The organism is Stieleria sedimenti (genome assembly GCF_025060895.1).
Taxonomy (GTDB): domain Bacteria; phylum Planctomycetota; class Planctomycetia; order Pirellulales; family Pirellulaceae; genus Stieleria; species Stieleria sedimenti.
Genome location: NZ_JANZKV010000079.1, coordinates 44,445 through 62,193 on the forward strand (window position 1 = coordinate 44,445; position 17,749 = coordinate 62,193).

General features: G+C 59.8%; 16 protein-coding genes. 11 read left to right on the forward strand and 5 right to left on the reverse strand.

The window, feature by feature from the left end:
* Positions 1-69: 69 nt before the first annotated feature.
* The gene (locus NZK35_RS12015) at positions 70-2,208 is read right to left on the reverse strand and encodes a prolyl oligopeptidase family serine peptidase (protein WP_259632776.1); all 2,139 of its coding nucleotides are present in this window, start codon (positions 2,206-2,208) and stop codon (positions 70-72) included.
* 134 nt (positions 2,209-2,342) lie between these two features.
* Between NZK35_RS12015 and NZK35_RS12020 the strand changes: the two genes are divergently transcribed.
* The 4 genes from NZK35_RS12020 (at position 2,343) to hemA (ending at position 7,398) form a co-directional block, all read left to right on the forward strand.
* Positions 2,343-4,964 (forward strand): ComEC/Rec2 family competence protein, encoded by a 2,622-nt coding sequence (locus NZK35_RS12020; protein WP_259632777.1) that lies wholly within the window; start codon positions 2,343-2,345, stop codon positions 4,962-4,964.
* Between the two features lie 145 nt (positions 4,965-5,109).
* On the forward strand, positions 5,110-5,244 hold the full coding sequence (locus tag NZK35_RS12025; RefSeq protein ID WP_259632778.1) for a hypothetical protein: 135 nt from the start codon (positions 5,110-5,112) through the stop codon (positions 5,242-5,244).
* Positions 5,245-5,284: 40 nt separating this feature from the next.
* Positions 5,285-6,121 (forward strand): cytochrome c biogenesis protein CcsA, encoded by an 837-nt coding sequence (gene ccsA, locus NZK35_RS12030; RefSeq protein WP_259632779.1) that lies wholly within the window; start codon positions 5,285-5,287, stop codon positions 6,119-6,121.
* A gap of 11 nt (positions 6,122-6,132) precedes the next feature.
* Positions 6,133-7,398 carry a glutamyl-tRNA reductase gene (hemA, locus tag NZK35_RS12035; protein ID WP_323379635.1) on the forward strand — a complete coding sequence of 422 codons (1,266 nt, stop codon included), beginning with the start codon at positions 6,133-6,135 and terminating at the stop codon, positions 7,396-7,398.
* Positions 7,399-7,408: 10 nt separating this feature from the next.
* On the opposite strand, the gene NZK35_RS12040 is transcribed toward hemA, so the two are convergent.
* Positions 7,409-7,894 (reverse strand): hypothetical protein, encoded by a 486-nt coding sequence (locus NZK35_RS12040; protein ID WP_259632781.1) that lies wholly within the window; start codon positions 7,892-7,894, stop codon positions 7,409-7,411.
* Positions 7,895-7,924: 30 nt separating this feature from the next.
* Positions 7,925-8,701 carry an SMC-Scp complex subunit ScpB gene (scpB, locus tag NZK35_RS12045; RefSeq protein ID WP_259632782.1) on the reverse strand — a complete coding sequence of 259 codons (777 nt, stop codon included), beginning with the start codon at positions 8,699-8,701 and terminating at the stop codon, positions 7,925-7,927.
* A 143-nt stretch (positions 8,702-8,844) separates the two neighbouring features.
* On the opposite strand from scpB, the gene NZK35_RS12050 reads away from it, so the two are divergent.
* The 3 genes from NZK35_RS12050 (at position 8,845) to NZK35_RS12060 (ending at position 11,848) form a co-directional block, all read left to right on the forward strand.
* The gene (locus NZK35_RS12050; RefSeq protein ID WP_259632783.1) at positions 8,845-9,492 is read left to right on the forward strand and encodes a hypothetical protein; all 648 of its coding nucleotides are present in this window, start codon (positions 8,845-8,847) and stop codon (positions 9,490-9,492) included.
* The gene (locus tag NZK35_RS12055; RefSeq protein WP_259632784.1) at positions 9,493-10,638 is read left to right on the forward strand and encodes a cysteine desulfurase family protein; all 1,146 of its coding nucleotides are present in this window, start codon (positions 9,493-9,495) and stop codon (positions 10,636-10,638) included.
* A 100-nt stretch (positions 10,639-10,738) separates the two neighbouring features.
* Positions 10,739-11,848 carry a helix-turn-helix domain-containing protein gene (locus NZK35_RS12060; RefSeq protein WP_259632785.1) on the forward strand — a complete coding sequence of 370 codons (1,110 nt, stop codon included), beginning with the start codon at positions 10,739-10,741 and terminating at the stop codon, positions 11,846-11,848.
* A gap of 365 nt (positions 11,849-12,213) precedes the next feature.
* Here the strand turns inward: NZK35_RS12060 and NZK35_RS12065 are convergent, their stop codons facing one another.
* Complete coding sequence (locus tag NZK35_RS12065) at positions 12,214-12,444, reverse strand: hypothetical protein (protein ID WP_259632786.1); 231 nt, start codon at positions 12,442-12,444, stop codon at positions 12,214-12,216.
* Here NZK35_RS12065 and dnaN point away from each other — a divergent pair.
* From dnaN to NZK35_RS12080, 3 genes are all read left to right on the forward strand, one after another.
* Positions 12,443-13,561, forward strand: a complete 1,119-nt coding sequence (gene dnaN, locus NZK35_RS12070) for a DNA polymerase III subunit beta (protein WP_259632787.1) — start codon at positions 12,443-12,445, stop codon at positions 13,559-13,561. The two genes, NZK35_RS12065 and dnaN, sit on opposite strands and share 2 nt — an antisense overlap.
* Positions 13,562-13,715: 154 nt before the next feature.
* Positions 13,716-14,702 (forward strand): transaldolase, encoded by a 987-nt coding sequence (gene tal / locus NZK35_RS12075; protein WP_259632788.1) that lies wholly within the window; start codon positions 13,716-13,718, stop codon positions 14,700-14,702.
* 9 nt (positions 14,703-14,711) lie between these two features.
* Positions 14,712-15,032, forward strand: a complete 321-nt coding sequence (locus tag NZK35_RS12080) for a DUF721 domain-containing protein (RefSeq protein WP_259632789.1) — start codon at positions 14,712-14,714, stop codon at positions 15,030-15,032.
* A 288-nt stretch (positions 15,033-15,320) separates the two neighbouring features.
* Here the strand turns inward: NZK35_RS12080 and NZK35_RS12085 are convergent, their stop codons facing one another.
* Entirely contained in the window at positions 15,321-16,700 is a 1,380-nt protein-coding gene (locus NZK35_RS12085) for a sodium:calcium antiporter (protein WP_259632790.1), read from the reverse strand.
* 109 nt (positions 16,701-16,809) lie between these two features.
* Between NZK35_RS12085 and NZK35_RS12090 the strand changes: the two genes are divergently transcribed.
* Positions 16,810-17,535: a class I SAM-dependent methyltransferase gene (locus NZK35_RS12090; protein ID WP_259632791.1), complete on the forward strand. Its 726-nt coding sequence runs from the start codon at positions 16,810-16,812 to the stop codon at positions 17,533-17,535.
* Positions 17,536-17,749 lie beyond the last annotated feature (214 nt).

Sequence of the window (17,749 nt, forward strand, 5' to 3'; positions counted from 1 at the left end):
GGGAGGGTTATTTCTGCAACGCGTTATCGGTGGGTTGCGGATAACAAATGCACCTTGCGGGCGGCAAGGTCACTTCAAGTTTGCTTTCAAGAATGCCCACAAGTCGGCGTACTGGTCGATCTGTTTGCTAACCGGCGTGCCCGCCCCGTGTCCGGCTCGGGTTTCGATGCGGATCAACGTCGGATGATCACAACCCTGAGCGGCTTGCAGTGCCGCTGCGAACTTGAAACTGTGGCCCGGGACGACGCGATCGTCGCGATCGGCGGTGGTGATCAACGTTGCCGGATAACAGGTGCCCGGTTTCAAATTGTGGAGCGGTGAATAAGACAACAGGTTCTCGATCTGGTCCGCTTCGTCGCTGCTGCCATACTCGGTGACCCAGGCCCATCCGATCGTGAACTTGTGGTAGCGAAGCATGTCCAGCACGCCGACGGCCGGCAAGCAGGCGCCGAACAAGTCTGGCCGCTGAGTCATCACGGCGCCGACCAACAAACCGCCGTTGCTGCCGCCGCGAATGCCCAATCGACTGTTGGACGTGTATCCGGCATCGATCAGATGTTCGGCCGACGCGATGAAGTCATCGAAGACGTTTTGCTTGTTCAGCCGCATGCCGGACTCGTGCCACTCGCGTCCGTATTCTCCACCGCCGCGCAGGTTCGCCACCGCGTAGATGCCTCCGGCGTCGACCCAGGCGGCATTGGCCGGCGAGAACAGTGGCGTCAGTGACACATTGAATCCGCCGTAGGCGTACAGCAACGTCTGATTGGTTCCGTCCAGTTTGCTGTCTTTGCGGCGGGTGATGATGATCGGGATCTTCGTGCCGTCTTTGCTTTCGCAGAACACCTGCTCGGTGAGGAACGCATCCAAGTCCATGTCGATTTCGCTTTGCCGCCATAGTGAAGTCGCTTTGTCGGGCGACGTTTCGGTCAAGTCGACTCGATAGATCGCACCCGGTGTGACGTAATTGGTGAAGCGAAAGAAGGTTTCGGTGGCGTCTTGGCGACCGCCGAACCCGCTGACGGTACCGACACCGGGCAGATCGAAATCGCCGATCGGTGATCCGTCGATCGCGTAACGACTGACGTGGCTGCGGGCATCACGGAGGGCATCGACGTAGAACGTTTCGCCGAACAAACTCACCGATTCGATCACGTCACTCGACTCGCCGATCACCTGTTTCCAGTGCTCGCGCTCCGGCGACGTGACGTCGACGGCGATCAAGCGTCGCCGCGGGGCTTGGTGATCGGTCAAGAAATACATCGTGTCCTCGACCGAGGCGATGAAGTCGTATTCGAAGTCGAATCCGGTGATCAGCGGGGTGACTTCTGAATCGGGGTCGCGGAGATCTTTGACGAAAATTTGCGCCTTCGGCTCGCTGCCTTTCCAGTTCTGGATCACCAGGTAGCGCCCGTCATCGGTGACGACGGGAGAAAAACCCCATTTGGGATGATCGGGCCGCTGCAGGATCAACGGGTCTTCGCTCTGGTCGGTCCCCAGGCGATGAAAGTGCAGTCGTTGGTTTTCGTTCGTGCCGGTCAGTTCGGATCCGGCATCGGGTTCGTCGTAGCGGGCGTAGAAGAAACCACTGTTGTCGGGCAACCAGGCGACCGAGCTGAACTTGACCCAATCGATCACATCCTGCAGGTCGTTGCCGGTCGCGACATCACGGACTTTCCAGGTCCGCCAATCGCTGCCCCCGTCGGCCAATCCATACGCGACCAGGGATCCGTCACGGGTGATCACCGTTCCCGCCAGCGCGACCGTGCCGTCGTCACTGAGTTTGTTCGGGTCGATCAGCACCTGACGCTCAGCCGAGAGCGAATCGGACTTGTAGAGAACGCTTTGGTTTTGCAGACCGTCGTTGTGGGAATAGAAGTAGCGATCCCCGCGACGACGGGGAATGGTGTAGCGTTCGTAGTTCCACAATTTCTCCAGCCGCTGCCGCATCGGTTCGCGTTGCGGCAGCGATTTCAGGTACGCCTGCGTGACTTCGTTTTGTGCCGTGACCCAGGCTTCCGTTTCGGCACTCTCGGTGTCTTCGAGCCAGCGATAGGGATCGGCAACCTCGATGCCGTGGTACGAATCGCGAACATCGGTCTGTTTGGTGAGGGGGTATTTCAGCGTGGTGGGTGTGACTTGTGCGTTCAAAGCGGAAACAGCAGCTAACAGCAAGGTGATGGACGTGATCGCTCGCGTGGGATGATTCATGGCGGTGGATTGCCCGAGTGGCGTGGCGTGGCGACGTAAAGTTTTTCACGGGGGGGTGTCGGACTACTTCATTACTAGTCGCGACTTGCCTATTCTAACGGTTTTGGCAAGCACGCTAATGGGAGCGAATCGGGGTGGACGCGGCTTGGAGGCGACGATTGCTGCGGGGACGATTGCTGCTGCGACAGCGGTTGGACCGGGACTTGTTCGAGCCCCGCGGGCGTGTGGCGTCGAGCCTTCATCGGTTTCCGTTTGTCTTCGCCAGCTTCTTCGCAACACTCGGTGTGATCTGCGATGCGTGGTGGTACGAATCGTTTTGGACCAGCGTGACACGTTGGTTGTTGATCGGCGTGGTCGCGGGGTTGCTGCCGGAACTGCTTCATCGCGGATTCCGACCGTCGCGGCCCGGTGTCAAGGGTTTGGCGAGGGTCATCACCTGGGCCTGCAACGCGGTTTTGTGGACGTGCTGCTTTGGAGCCTTGCACGCGTGGAGCGAAGCCTCGTTTCGCAGCGCGTCGATCCTTCCCCTGGTCGATCAATCCGCCCAGCCGATCGTGGTTCGGGGAACGTTGGATCGGACGGTCTCGTTGCGGCGAAACCCCGTTTCCTTTGGCCGCCGTGGCGCGGACGAATCTCCCTGGCAAAGTCAACTGACCGTCGACCTGCAACAGCGGCGTGTCGAAGACGGGTTTGAGCCCACTGACGGCAAGGTGTTGGTTTACGTTGACGGGGACTTGAGCCAGTTGCGGCCCGGCGACCGGATGGAGATTTATGGATGGTTGCATCCCTTTGAAGGTCCGACCAATCCCGGCGAGCCTGATCTTCGACCTGCCTATCGACGACGCGGGCTTCATGCCCGAATCGAGACCAAGAACGCCGGAGCGATCACGCTGTTGGAGACGTCGTCCAATCCGATCGCGTCGGCGGTCGCATCGATCGCGACACGGGGGCGTGAGTCGTTGCTCAGCCACACCGACGATCAAACCGGACCGCTGGCGGTCGCGTTGGTGATCGGGCAGCGGGAATTTGTGGATCCGAAAACACGTGACGCCTTGTTGGCGACCGGCACGGCCCATTTGCTTTCGGTCAGCGGCATGCACCTGGCGATCCTGGTGCTGGTGGCGACTTGGATCGTTTCGGCGCTGGGGCTGCAACCGGTCAGTCGCTTCGTGGTGATTGTGGCGATCAGTGCGCTGTACGTCGCGGTGACCGGCGGGAGGCCGCCGGTGATGCGCGCGGCGATCCTGATTTCAATGTTGCTCTTGTCGACCTGTGTCCGGCGGACGTCCCAACCGCTCAACACCTTGGGCGTGGCGGCGTTGGTGTTGATCTTGGTGAATCCGATGAACGTCTTTTCGGTCGGGGTTCATCTGTCGTTCTTGGCGGTGATCACGTTGATGTTGGCCGGTCGACCGATCGCGCCGGGATCCATGCGTTCGGAATTGGAATTACAGCGTGAGGTCGGGTTTCAATCGATGGTTGATGCGTCATCGAGTTCATGGGTGCGAAATCTGAAAACGGTGGCGCGGTTCTTTGGACAGATGGCTTGGTTGAGCGGATGTGTGACGGCTGTCAGTTTGCCGTTGGTGTGGTCGCAATTCCATTTGGTCTCGATGGTCAGCGTGTTGACCAACGTGTTGGTTTGGGCGGGATTGATGGTGGCGCTACCGGCTGGCGTGTTGACGGTGATCGTCGATCCGGTCCATTCGTGGTTGGGCGCGGTCCCCGGTACAGTTTGTCACCTCGCACTGCGTTACATGTGGTGGATCATCGAGTGGACCGCGGGTTGGCCGCGCGGTCATGCCTGGCTGCCGTCGCCGCCGGGGATCGGCGTGGCGTTGTTTTACGCCGTGATGGCGGCATCGTTGATCTGGCGATCGCGTCGGGCGAGATGGTTTCGTTGCGGCTGGGTGCTGGTCTGGGGCGTGGTGATGTTTTGGATTTCGACGCGGGTGGCGGCGTTGCCACCGGGCACCTTGGAAGCCACGTTCATCGACGTGGGGCACGGAACGAGTGTGATCGTGCGGACGCCCGATAAGAAAATCTGGTTGTACGATTGCGGCCGGATGGGCAACCGTTTGGGCACCAGTCGCGACATCGACACCGCGCTTTGGGCGCTGGGCGTGACGGAGTTGGACGGTGTGTTTCTGTCCCACGCCGACGCCGATCATTACAACGCGCTGCCGGCGATCCTGGACCGGTTTTCGGTGGATGTCTTGATCACGCCACCGGGGATGCTCGACGGCAGCGACACGGCGCTGGCGGACGTCCGCTGGGCGGTCCAGCGACACCGGATCGCGGTGCGCGAAGTTTCCGCCGACGATCGCGACGCATGGGTCAACCGAATGGGCATGTCCGTGTTGCATCCTCCGCGGGCGGGGATCGCCGGCAGCGACAACGCGAACAGTTTGGTGTTGCGGATCGATCATGGCGGCAGGGCGTTGATTCTGCCGGGTGATTTGGAGCCACCGGGAACCGAGTCGCTCGTTTCACGTCCCCGGCCGCCGGCGGGCGGTGTCTTGATGGCGCCGCACCATGGCAGTTTGTCGATGGACGCGGACGTGGTGTTGGCCTGGGCTCGCCCGCGAGAGACGATCGTCAGCGGCAGCCGTCGGGCGGCGCGGACCGAGGTGGAAGCGATGTTGTCGGTGACCGGAAGCGGCGTTCACATCACGGCCCGCGAGGGTGCCGTTCGGGTGCGACTGGATGGCTCCGGTCAGCTGGACATCCGCAAGTGGCTGGTCCGCCCCTGGTAGCGCCGCCGCTTTGAATGCTTGTCTGCCGGCGGGAAGCTTACCGGCCTGTCGATTTAGTGAGCCGTGACGCGTTAGCGGCCGGGCATTCTATCGCCCGCCCGAGGCCTGACGGCCAGCGGCTCACCATTGACTCAGCTGATCCCGAATGAATCAACAGCCCGTCACGCTTCCCGCCGGGATGGATCTGCTCTTGGGCGAATCGCAAGGCGTACCCGAGGGATCCTTCGGTCGGCGGTTGACTCTGGCCATTTTCACGGCGATGTGTACCATGACAGGCTGAGCCGTTGTATTGCCGGACCGCTTTTGGAGCCACTTCGCCCGTGTTGGGAATCCTTCACCAGATTTCTATCACCTGTTTTTTCACCAGTTACTTGGTGGCGTTGCTGCTGGAGTTGACACGATTTTTCGGTCAATTCCGCTTTCGGATGCCGGCGGTGCTGACGATGATGGGTTTGGGGTTGTTCACCCATGTCAGCTACCTGTTCTTGCGGGCGATCGACATGCCGGTCGAGGACGGTCGCGGGTTGCTGTCCAGTTGGGCGGAATGGTCATTGTTGTTGGCCCTGGGGCTGGCGATTTGTTTTCTCATCGCGTACATCCGCCGCAGCGACACGATCATCAGTTTCTTTTTTTTGCCGCTGATTTTGCTGACGATCGGGCTGGGGATCAGGGTCGGCGGTTGGGAGCGTTTTTCGCGGACGGAAACGGCAAACGCGTGGCGTTCGATCCATGGGGTGGCGATGATGGTCGGGACCGGTGCGGTGCTGGTCGGTTTTTTGGCCGGCGTGATGTATCTGGTGCAATCCTGGCGGCTGAAACACAAACGCGCCGGGTCGCGGATGTTTCGATTGCCGACGCTGGAGACGCTCGATCGGGCCAACCGGCGAACGCTGCTGATCAGCACCGCCGCGGTGGCGATCGGAGTCGTGGCCGGGGCGATCATGAATTTGAACCAGAACGAACAATTCGATTGGACCGACAGCGGCATTTTGCTGTCGCTGGTGCTGTTCCTGTGGTTATTGGCCGCCACGGCGATCGAGTATCTCTATTCGCCGGCCAGTCGGGGGCGGAAAGCGTTTTACATGACCTTGGCCAGTCTGGGCTTTCTTGTCCTGGCACTCGTCGGCGTCATCCTCAGTTCCCACGGGGTGAGCTGATGAAGCTGCAGATGATTGGCTGTAGCCATCATGACGCGGCCGTCGAATTTCGCGAACGGGTCGCGTTTTCCGGCAATCAAATCGATTCGGCCCTGAATGAGTTTCGCCGGCGTTATCCCAAGGGCGAACTGGTGCTGTTGAGCACCTGCAATCGGACCGAGCTGTACACGACGACCGACGAAGAGTTCGAGCTGGACCGGGACGCCGTGATCCGTTTTCTCGCCGAACAACATCAGCTGCCCACCGACGAAGTGGTCGAGCAGATGATCTATCGCAGCGGGCACGACGCGGTCGAGCACCTGTTCACGGTGGCGTCGAGTTTGGACAGCATGGTGATCGGCGAATCGCAAATCCTTTCGCAGGTCAAACAGGCTTACGATTTGGCCTGCCAATCGGGGTCGGCCGGACCGCTCACCCACGCGGTGTTTCAAGCGGCCAACCACGCGGCCAAACGAGTGCAAACGGAGACGGAGATTCACCGCCGACGGGTGAGTGTGCCCAGCGTGGCGGTCGGCGAAGTGGTTCCCGAGGTGTTCGATTCGCTGGTCGGCAAGCGGGTGTTGATTTGCGGTGCCGGCGAGATGGGTGAAGAGACGCTGCGGTACCTGATCCAAGCCGGGGCCGACGACATCGTCGTGTTGAACCGCTCACTGCAACGTGCCGAGACGTTGGCCGAGACGTTCTCGATTCGGTATGCCCCCTGGGAGACCTTGTTGGATCAAATCGTGCAAGCCGACTTGTTGGTGGGCACGACGGCGGCCACCGAACCGATTCTGACCTACCAACAATACGACAAGATTCGTCCGCAGCGACGTGACCGCGTGTTGCTGGTATTGGATTTGGCCGTCCCACGCGATTTCGACCCCGCACTGGATGAGTTCCCCAACCTGTACCTGTACCAAATCGACGATCTACAGGCGGCCTGTCAGCGGAATCGGCACGAGCGGGAAAAGGAATGGCCCAAGGCGCAGCGGATCATCACCGAGGAGACGCAGCGGTTATTGGTCGATTTGAATCATCGTGCGACCGGCCCGGTGATCAAACGATTGCGAGAGCACGCGCAGCAGATCAAGCAGGACGAGCTGGAGCGATTGTTGCCCAAATTGCGCGCGTTGGGTGGTGAGCCGGCGATGCAGAAAGAGATCGAAAAATCGCTCGATCGTTTGATCAACAAGCTACTGCATCCACCACTGTCATCGCTGAAAGAGGATGCCGCCGAGGGGCATCAAAAGGGATTGGTCAAAGCCCTCCGAGAGTTGTTCCGGCTGGGCGACTGAGCGTCACCGCTCAATCCCACTCCTCGTCGTCGTCGTCTCCGCCCTCGTCCCAATCGTCGTCGTCTTCGTCGTCGTCCCAGTCATCGGCTTCGTCGTCGAAGTCGTCGGCGTCTTCTTCGTCATCGGCGAAGTCCTCCTCGTCGTCCTCATCATCATCGTCGTCGTCGTCGACTTCCTCCCAGTCATCGTCTTCCTCGTCGTCTTCGTCGTCATCCTCCTCGTCGTCGTCCTCATCATCGTCGAGTTCGTCCCAATCATCGTCCTCGTCGTCGAAGTCATGGTCGCCTTCGTACAGATCGTCTTCTTCATCCTCGATCACGGCGAGCGGGCCATCGATATCGGCGAGCGGGCCATCGATATCGGCGAGCGGGCCATCGATGACTGGATCGAAGGCGAACAACAGCGACAGATCATCGGCCTGATGACTTGTCGGTAACACAGGGGATGGCACGGAACGGTTGGTTGGGGTGACCGATGCGAAAGCAACAAGGCTCACGACTGACTCCTTCGTAGATGTCGAAACTGCTTAGGTCGAGTGTTCTGGATCAATGGATTCTGGGTCAAATTCTTCATCTTCTTGTAACGGTTCCCAGTTGATCGGCGGCAGCGCGTCGCCGGAGGGAAGTCCAAAAAGTTGTAAAAATTGCTTTGTTGTGTCGTAAAGGTAGGGACGTCCGAGCTCTTCGCTTCGGCCGGAGATTCGAATTAAATCGCGTTCCATCAGCTGCCGCAACAACTCACCACAGGCCACACCGCGAATTGCTTCGATATCGGCGCGTGAAACTGGACCGCGATACGCGACAACGGCCAGCGTCTCCATCATCGGCGATGATAACCGAACCGCTGAAGGTAAATGTCCCAGTCGAGCCAACCAAGGGGCATAAGCGGCGCGGGTTAACATTCGAAAACCCCCGGCCACCTGCTCGATCCGTATCGATCGCCCCAGGTTGTCGTAGATTTGATTCAGGCGGCGGACAAGTGTACGAGTCTCGGTACCATCCGCCAAGTGAGCCAATTGGGCCAGCTTGCGACTGGTCAAGGGCGTTTTGGCGAGCAACAAAACGGCTTCCAACCGCATCCGGCGAATCGTGGGGTCAGCCTCCTCGGCCGGGTCGTCGTCGCTTCGCTCCCCCGGCGGCCCGGATGGCGGGGTTGGTGAAGTCGGCAAAAGCACCGCGTAGGGGCGTCGCACCGCCTTGGGCGGCCCCTGATAGGCTGACAGCGAGCCGGTGTCGGGGCGACCGTCGCCGCCGCCAGCGGAGACCTTTCGCAGTGAATGGTGGAGGGACGTGGGTCGAGACATGGCATAAAATGGCGGATGCGGTACTTTGATGGTTTGTCCAAACATCCCCAATGGTCGGCATCGTGTCCACGTCGGTCTCTTCATCCTATTCGCCACGCCCTTCGAGCCGTGCTCGCAAGGGCTCCCGTCGCTCGCTGATCATCGTGTGCACGATTCTCAGCCTATTCTTGGTCGGCGCCGTCGTCGCAATCAAGGGCAATGTTTCGGGGACCGAATTTGCACCCAGCCACTTCCAGACGCGCGACTTTGCGTTCTACGAGATCCCGTTTTTCCACATCCAAATCACGCCCATCACCCGAAAAAACACGACTGGAGCCGTCCAGCGGCAGCTTCGTGCCAAGGGTTGGATCACCGTTCCCAGGGGCAAAAAGCCGACCCGGTGGCACCTGGTCAGCCTCAGTCGTGGCCCCTCGGCGACTCCCGCCGTCGCCGGTCTGCTGACCGATGAAATGCAGATTCAGGATTCCGGCAGCCCGTTTTGGGTCGGCTGGAACAACGACCATCCCAGTCGGGCATCGGTGCTTTGGCCGACCGTTCAGCAGCTCGCCGAGCGGGAACTGTATGTGCTGATTCCCGAACTGTTCCAACTGGCCCGCACCTTGCCTGGCAAGGACAACGCCGCCGAGATGACCGCGGCGATCGATCGCTGGCTGATCGGCCAGTACGCGGGCCTGGTGAAGGACCTTCGCGATGCCGACCGCGGTGCATTGGCCGACGAATTGTTGGCCGAAGCGATCCGCGATTATCCCTCCTCCCCTGAACTGGCTGACCTTCGCAGCAGCGGCGGGTGAATGATTTATCTTGATAACAACGCGACCACGGCGATCGACCCGCAAGTCGCCGATGTGATCGCCGCTGAATTCCAGCGTGGCCCGGCCAACCCGTCCAGCCAACATGCCATCGGGCGTTCCAGCAGCGATCGGCTGGACGATGCCATCCTACGGATCGGAGCCTGCTTGGGAAGCGATCTGTCGCTGCCCGGCGGAGCGCGACTGATCACCACCAGCGGCGGCACCGAGTCCAACAACTTGGCGTTGGCCGGTTTGGCCGCTGCCGATTCGCCGCTGATCGTCAGCAGCATCGAGCACGCCAGCGTGATCGCGTTTGCCCAGCAGGCGAAAAAGCAAGGGCGTCCGGTTCATGTTCTGCCGGTGACCCCCAATGGGGTCGTCCGCTTGGACGCCTTGCAGCAGACCCTCGACAGCCTGGACGCCGACCAAGCGGTCGTGTCGGTGATGTCGGCCAACAACGAAACCGGCGTGGTCCAACCGATCGCCGAGGTTGCCGAGATCTGTCGCCAGGCGGGTGCATTGTTGCACGTCGACGCAACCCAATCGATCGGCAAACTCCCCGCCACCGTCAACGAAATCCCTGCCGCCGCGATCACCATCACCCCGCACAAATTCCACGGTCCGGCGGGTGTGGGTGCGCTTTGGATCGATGCCGGAATCAAGCTCCGACCCCTGCTGTTCGGTGGGGAGCAACAGCTCGTCAGCCGGCCGGGCACCGAGCCGGTCGCGCTGATTTTGGGGATGGCCAAAGCGCTCGAAATGGCTGTGGAAAAACTGTCGGCGGTGTGTCAGCGGATGGTCAGTCAGCGCGATCAGTTCGAAGCGACGTTGCGTCGCGAGTGCGCCGGATTGCTGATCCACGGGGAGAACGAAAAGCGTTTGCCGGGAACGAGTTGCGTTTCCTTTGCCGGGACCGATCGGCAGTCGATGTTGATGGCATTGGACTTCGCCGGGGTGGCCTGCAGCAGCGGATCGGCATGCAGCAGCGGAAGCAGCCCTCCGAGCCACGTTTTGTTGGCGATGGGGTGCCCCGATTGGGCGGTCGAGAGTGCGATCCGGTTTAGCCTGAGTCGGTTTTCCACCGATGATGAAATGGCGGATGCAACCGATCGTATCTGCCGTGTTTACAATAGGTTAAGATCTTAAGACTTTGTGGAAAACTAAGTGGAAAACTGACTTGAAAAAGTCTCGTTTGGGGTAAAATAGGGGTGGAAGTGAACTCGATACCGCCATCCGATTTGTTCCCGTGAACCTGTCTCCCGCCACCCCGAAGATCGAAACGTTTCCGTTGGAGCGGCCGCTGCTGCGACAACGGTCGCGTGATGCGAAACTGGCGCGGAGCCGTGCGGCGGCGTCGTTGTCGTTCTTCATCAGCGGTGATGAGAATCGATTGGCGACCTATGTGGCTCAGTCGGAACCGACGATCGCGATGTCGCAACCGGTCCTGTTGATCGGTCCGTCGGGATGCGGCAAGACGACGTTGGCGTTGCATTTGGCCGCTCGCATCGCCGCCTCGCTTTCACTCGGCGGTGACGCCACGGCTGTCAAATATTTCTTGGCGTCGGACTTTGCCCGCGAATATGCCGAAGCGGTTGCGGCCGACGATTTGCCACCGCTTCGTGAGTCGCTTGATGACGCCGCGATCTTGGTGATCGATGATCTCGATTCGATCGCCGGAAAGATGGCCGCTCAAGATGAATTGTCGATTCGCATCGAACGGCGGATTGCGGCGGGAAAGCCGACGATTTTCACCAGCAAACGGCTGCCTTCGGAAACGCGAGCGATCCGCCCCCAACTGGCCAGTCGATGCGTGATCGGGTTGACGATCCCGGTCGCTTACCCAACCGGGCAATCGCGTTTGACGATCCTTCGCGAACTCGCCTTGCTGCGCGGTTTGGAACTGTCCGACGACTTGATCGGATTGCTCGATGCCGGCCTGCGGACCGACATTTCCGTGTTGGCACTCGACTCGGCCATCAAGCAAGTCGATTTGTATTGTCGTATGAATCAATCCGCGGCCGATGTCGTGGCGGTTCAATCGGCGATCAACGCGGCAGGCCAACGCAGCGAAATCGATTTGGGAAAGATCACCCGTATCGTGGCCCGTATCTGGGGACATCGCACCAAAGACCTGCGAAGCGGTTCGCGAAAGCAATCCGTCGTCCGTGCCCGATCGTTGGCGATGTTGCTGGCCCGCCAATTCACCTCGTCCAGTTTGGACAAGATCGGCGAGTACTTCGGCGGCCGAGATCATTCGACGGTTTTGCACGCGATCCGCAAGACCGAGACCTTGCTCCAGCAGGACGCCGACCTGAGTCGCATGATGGTCGAAGCCACAGAGAAGCTGGCTGCCTAGGGCTGGTTGGATCGCGGCCGATAGCCGGATATGAATGAGCCCACCGATGGCAGCGCGAACCCACGGATCACAGGCTGCTTTCCATCCGTGGGTTCGCGCTGCCATCGGTGGGTGTGATCCGTTTCACTGTAACCCTGGAACATCGGATCGCACGCTCGACGCCAATGCAAACGTCCGACGCCCCTGATTCTTGCTTTTTTTCCAGCCCTTTGGACGTGGAAAACGCGTCAGCACGTCGTCGGTGTCCGGACGACTGAATCGTCAGTCGAACCGGTCCCGTCCCACCATGCCGTCGGCCACTGTCAGCAACCGGGCTGGTTTCCGACCGTTCCTCGACACTAGACCGACGACTTTTCCACTTCGGTCTAATTCGCGTAAGTGGTTTTAGGGATGCTACTTATCGCCAGCAAATGGGATCCGCTGACCGCATCTTCGGAAAGATTACGATAACGACGATAAATAAATACATCTAACCAGAATAGAAACCCATCGGATGAAACCGATCGCTCTGCCTCAGCCATGCTGCCGAAACCGACGGATTGCGTTAAAACATGGAGCCCGTGAATCGCTCCTCCAGCCGATTGCTTTGCATCCATGAAGATATCTTGCTCGCGTGAACCCCTCACGAATGCCTTTTCACTGGCGGCCAGTGTCGCCCCGGCTCGGTCTCCCAAGGAGATCTTGCAGAACGTGAAAATCACCGCGTCGGGCGGCAAGCTCACGCTGACCGCGACCGATATGGAAGTTGGGATCCGATTGGAAGTCGAGGAAGGGGTGGAGATCGAAACCGAAGGCACCGCGTTGCTGCCGGTCCAACGCATGATGGCGATCTTGCGGGAAAGCAACGATGAGACGTTGACGTTGCAGACCGATGATTCGGGGATTCAGGTCAGCGGGGCGCGCAGCAAGTTTCGGTTGCCCGGCAGCAACCCGGACGAGTTTCCGCCGGTGGTGTCGTTCGAGGAAGAGAAATACCACGTGATCTCGACGCGTTTTTTCCGTTCGATGGTGCGTCGAACCGTCTTCGCCACCGACACCGACAACAGTCGATTCGCCCTCGGGGGTGTGCTGTTGGAAATGAGTGGCAATTCGGTCACGGCGGTAGGAACCGACGGACGGCGGCTGGCCAGCATGCAGGGCGAAGGCGAATCGATCGGTGGGCACGAGACCAGCGGCACCAGCACGATCGTGCCGACGCGGGCGATCCAATTGATGGAACGGGCGGTCGACGAAAACGAAGACACCGTGGATGTCGCGGCGCGGCAAAGCGATTTGTTGCTGCGAACCAAAACGGCGGTGATCTATTCACGGCTCGTGGAAGGCCGTTATCCGACGTGGCGGCAAGTGATCCCCAAACGCGACGACGCGGTTCAATTGGACCTGACCGTCGGTCCGGTGTTTGCGGCGTTGCGGCAGGCCGCGATCGTGACCGATCAAGACAGTCGTGGCATCGATTTCACCTTCGGCGACGGAACCTTGAAACTGGAAGCGAGCACCAAGGATGTCGGGCAATCACAAATCGAATTGCCGATCGCCTACGACGGCGAACCGATCACGCTGACGATGGACCACCGCTACCTGGCTGATTTTTGCAAGGTGCTCGACCGTGAGCAAAGTTTTCAGATCGAGATCGAATCCGGAGCCTCGCCGGCATTGATGACCACCGAGGATGGCTACTCGTACGTGATCATGCCGATGTCACGAGATCGATAGAGACCGATTGGGGGGCAGGATCGGCCATTGACCCCGACCGGCGGGAATTGGTGGCGGATACGGTTTGGTGCTCCGAAGGCGGCCATGCTAGGCTACCGAGAACAGAATCATCATCGAACGGACCTAGACCATTCCACTCAGGGGAACAGTGCTCGTGAACGACGTTTCAAATCCGGCCAGCCAGCTCGATCAACTCAAACAGTTCACCAAAGTGGTCGCCGACACGGGCGACTTCGAATCGATGCGGGAGTTCGCGCCGCAGGACGCCACCACCAACCCGTCGCTGATCCTGGCCGCTTCGAGCCAACCGCAATACGCCCACCTGATCGAACAGGCGATCGACGAACACGCCGGTGGATCGCTCAGCGGGCAAGAACGGATCGACAGGATTCTCAATCGCGTCCTGATCCTGTTCGGCAAGGAAATCTTGCAGATCGTTCCGGGGCGGGTGTCCACCGAAGTCGATGCGCGATTGTCGTTCGATACCAAGGGCACCATCGATCTGGCCAAGCGGCTGATCGACCAGTACGCCAGCGAAGGAATTGAGCGAGACCGCGTGCTGATCAAGATCGCGTCGACGTGGGAAGGCATTCGGGCGGCCGAGGTGCTGGAGAAAGAAGGCATTCATTGCAACTTGACGTTGCTGTTTTCGCTGCCTCAAGCGATCGCCTGTGCCGAAGCCAAGGTGCAGTTGATCTCGCCCTTCGTCGGTCGGATCTACGATTGGTATAAGAAGTCGACCGGACAGGAATACAGCGGTGCCGACGACCCGGGCGTCCAGTCGGTCGGCCAGATCTACGAGTACTACAAGAAATTCGATTACAAGACGGAAGTCATGGGCGCCAGCTTTCGCAACGTCGGCCAGATCATCGAGTTGGCCGGATGTGACTTGCTGACGATCAGCCCCAATCTGCTGGCAGAACTGCAAGCGTCGACCGACCCGATCGAAAAGAAGCTCGACGAAGCGGCGGCCAAGCAGAGCGGCATCGAAAAGGTCACCATGGATGAGAACACGTTTCGGTTTGAATTAAACGAGGATGCCATGGCGACGGAGAAAACGGCCGAAGGGATCCGTCGCTTTGCCGCCGACATCCGCAAGCTGGAAACGATGATCAGCGAAAAAGCCGAGGCTGCTGTTTAAACGTCACCGATGAATAGACCGCCGGATCCGCCGAAACCCCGCGTTCAATCGATCGGCTCGTTAGTCGGTCAATTGATCTCGCGACGTGGATACGCACAAATCGCGGCCACCGACCGGTTCCACGAAGCGATCGCGGCGGCCGTCGGCAACGACCTGGCGGCCGAAGTCACTGTCGGCAAACTCAATCGCGGCGTGCTCAAAGTGTTTGCCAAAGACTCCGTCACGATCCAGGAATTGACGTTTCAAAAACGATCGATCATCAAGCACATCGCCAAACAACTGCCCGACGCCAAGATCAGCGACATCCGATTCGCCGTGCTGACCCGATAGTGAAAAGCCAGCGGGACTCAGAAGGAGTTAGCGGAACGGGGCGAGCGGGTTGTCGATTGAGTCGGGATCAGCTGAGTCAATGGTGAGCCGCTGGCGGTAAGGCCTCGGGCAGCGTCGCAATGCCCGGCCGCTTACGCGTCGCGGCTCACAAAAACGACAGCCCGCGAGCCGTCCGGTAGCGCTTCAACACACCGTGAAAGACAGGAGGGCTCGCGCTCAATACCGCTAACAAAAACGCCCCGCTTGGCGTCGAAGTAGATGCCATCGGGCGCAAGCCCAGCGCTCTTGCTAAAACCCCAGCGACCCCAACACCGCGTAGCCGATAAATACCAGGTACAAGCCGACCAAGACCAGCGACTTTCGCAGCGTCAGTTGTAACCGGTGTGACAGAATCGCCAGCGTGATCACGGTCAAGGACAGCAACAGGACCTGCAGCCCGAACAAGCCAGGCATCGGCTTGCCGTCGATCAGCAAATCAATCGGTTGGCCGTTGTTGAGAAAGATGCCGGCGATCAGCGGCAGCGACAGACAGATGCAGATGTCAAAGATGTTGGATCCGAACGCGTTGCTGACCGCACCGTCGTCATCGCCACGCTTGGCCGCTCCGATGGACAGCAACGTATCGGGAACACTGCTGGCCGCCGCGGCAACAATCACGGCGACAAAGAACACGGGAATGTCCAGGGTCGTGGCGATGGAGACGGTGACTTCCACCAGCCAGTAACAGGCGATCGCGGTGATCGCGGTGGAGCCGACCAACAGGCTGTAGGAGATCGAGGGGCGAAGCGGGATTTGGATCCGCCCGAACAACATACCGGCCGAGTCGACATAGTCGTCACCATCCTCGTCATCGAGATCACCCCGCAACTCGCGAGCGACATAGTCGATCAGACTCGGCGTGGCGTTGATCCCATGATCGGTCAGGGCGGATTGAATCTGTTGATCGCTGGGCTTGTCGATCGATTGGAGCGTCTCGATCGCCACCGATCGGGCATTCCGATACTTGCGGGCATCGATCCATAGCCAGACCAAATACACCCCATAGAGGCCGAGCAAGATAGCTGCCAGGTGCCAGGAGAGTTGTTTGCTGAACAGAAACGCGACCAACACGATTTCACAAACCATAAACCACAACCCGTCGCGGGTGATCACGGTGCGATGGATTTCGATGATCGGTTTCCGGTGCCGAGTCAACGCGATGGCGATGCCGCAAAACGCCGGAATCAAGATCATGTTGTAGACCGCCGATCCGGCACAGGTCGCGATCGTCGCCCCAAATCCCTCGCCGGCGTGTAGACCGGGTTCCCCCGGCGGGGCAAGGACCGAAGCGTTCATGGCGTACAGGACGAAGAAAAACCCGGTGAATAGCTCGGGCAGCGAACTGGCAACCGCGTCCAAGGTCGCGCCGCGAACACTGCTGGGAATCCGCCACTGTTCGCCCAAATACTGCGCGGCGTCGGCGAACGGGTCGCACGCTTGCCAAATCACGATCGAAATCATCGCGATTTGAAACACCGCAAGTGTCAGGTTTGCGGCAACCGACGCGGGAGCCTGACTCGCCCAACCGTAGCTGGCACACAGCCCGAGGAAGCAGGCGGCGGTGACCCAGACGGCGAGGCCGAAGCGGGAATCAGGGGGGTGAGAATCAGACGGGGCGGAAGCGGACAATCGACTCTCGAGATGGGCGGGAACGGTGGCTGGACGAAACGAAGTGTAGTTGGGAGGGAAAAGTTTGCGGATGGGGCGCAGGAAAACACGGTCATGTTAAATTGCACGCATGACACAAACCGATTCCACAGAAATCCACCCCGCGGGTCTTCCCGTCGAACTGATCGCCACCGCCAACGGAGTGCTCGATTGGCGCTGGGAAGACACGTCGATCGCGGGCAAAACCTGGCCGCTGGCGGTCGCAGCGGACCCCGATGCGATGCTGATCGATGCTTGCAAACGGCAGGACGACGGTGAAACCGGCGTCATCGACCCCTTTTGGGCGGCCACCTGGCGGGCGGCGTCCGGTTTGGACCGTTTTTTAGAGACTCTACAACTGGACGGTCAATCGGTGTTGGAATTGGGTTGCGGAACGGGCCATGCCGGCATCTCCGCGGCACTCCGCGGTGCTCAGGTGACGCTGACCGACGGAGTGGAAGACCCCCTGCATCTGGTCCGGCTGAGCAGTCACCCGATCGCGGATCGTTGCGAGATCCGTCGGTTGAGATTCGGGATCGATCGACTGGACCGCAAATTTCCGATCATCTTGGGCAGCGACGTCACCTACCTGCGTCAATTGTGGCCGGAGCTGGAACAATGCTTGATGGATCATTTGGCTGCCGACGGCGTGGTCTTATTGAGTGATCCGTACCGCATCATCGCCAACGAGTTCCGCGAGTGGATCGGCAAGCGGCCCTGGGAATACACCGAACACAAGCTGGAAATGAAAGACGACCCCGAGCATCCGATCCGAGTGATGGAACTGCACGCGATTCAGCCGCAACAAGTGGCGTAAGCTCCCAGCTTGCGATCGCGACACCGCATGAGCAACGGGGTCAGGCCTCTTTGTTGACCGATTTGCATCAAAGAGGCCAGACCTTTTCAAGGGCTTGCGTCTCGCCGCTAGCAGGTATCACTCCGTTTGATGTCACAGGCGAGCGGCAGCAAACCGAGCATCCCGGAGGGATCACAGCGAGTAGCCGGAGGTCAGCCAATACCGCTAAGTTAAC

Excerpts from the sequence above, each read along its gene's own strand:
- NZK35_RS12015 (WP_259632776.1), bottom strand. The coding sequence starts at position 2,208 with ATGAATCATCCCACGCGAGCGATCACGTCCATCACCTTGCTGTTAGCT.
- NZK35_RS12025 (WP_259632778.1), top strand. The coding sequence starts at position 5,110 with ATGAATCAACAGCCCGTCACGCTTCCCGCCGGGATGGATCTGCTCTTG.
- hemA (WP_323379635.1), top strand. The coding sequence starts at position 6,133 with ATGATTGGCTGTAGCCATCATGACGCGGCCGTCGAATTTCGCGAACGG.
- scpB (WP_259632782.1), bottom strand. The coding sequence starts at position 8,701 with ATGTCTCGACCCACGTCCCTCCACCATTCACTGCGAAAGGTCTCCGCT.
- NZK35_RS12055 (WP_259632784.1), top strand. The coding sequence starts at position 9,493 with ATGATTTATCTTGATAACAACGCGACCACGGCGATCGACCCGCAAGTC.
- dnaN (WP_259632787.1), top strand. The coding sequence starts at position 12,443 with ATGAAGATATCTTGCTCGCGTGAACCCCTCACGAATGCCTTTTCACTG.
- NZK35_RS12065 (WP_259632786.1), bottom strand. The coding sequence starts at position 12,444 with ATGGATGCAAAGCAATCGGCTGGAGGAGCGATTCACGGGCTCCATGTT.
- NZK35_RS12080 (WP_259632789.1), top strand. The coding sequence starts at position 14,712 with ATGAATAGACCGCCGGATCCGCCGAAACCCCGCGTTCAATCGATCGGC.
- NZK35_RS12090 (WP_259632791.1), top strand. The coding sequence starts at position 16,810 with ATGACACAAACCGATTCCACAGAAATCCACCCCGCGGGTCTTCCCGTC.